Below are 214 nucleotides of genomic sequence, written 5' to 3'. Positions count from 1 at the left end.
TTGATGAATATCAAAACGTTATTACTTAGGTAGTAACAGTTACTTCGGTAACAAACTTGATTTCAATGAACTGAGTGACCAATACAAAGTTAAGTTTACTTAATTTTGGCACAGTCAATTCATTACCATTCTGTTGGAATGGTAATAGCTTTAGAATTACATGTTTACTTCGGTAAATATTAGTTTTGAAGTCAGTATTCGTTGAGTCACAAAA

General features: G+C 30.4%; 1 protein-coding gene. It reads right to left on the bottom strand.

Translation table 11 applies throughout. From position 1 onward, the window contains the following. Positions 1-25: 25 nt before the first annotated feature. A partial coding sequence (locus H5300_RS27815; RefSeq protein WP_220503604.1) for a hypothetical protein occupies positions 26-214 on the bottom strand: 189 nt, incomplete at its 5' end.

This window comes from Vibrio sp. SG41-7, assembly GCF_014164465.1.
GTDB classification, from domain to species: Bacteria; Pseudomonadota; Gammaproteobacteria; order Enterobacterales; family Vibrionaceae; genus Vibrio; species Vibrio splendidus.
The sequence above is the reverse complement of the archived record's forward strand: the minus strand, read 5'-3'. Positions and strand labels throughout refer to the sequence as shown.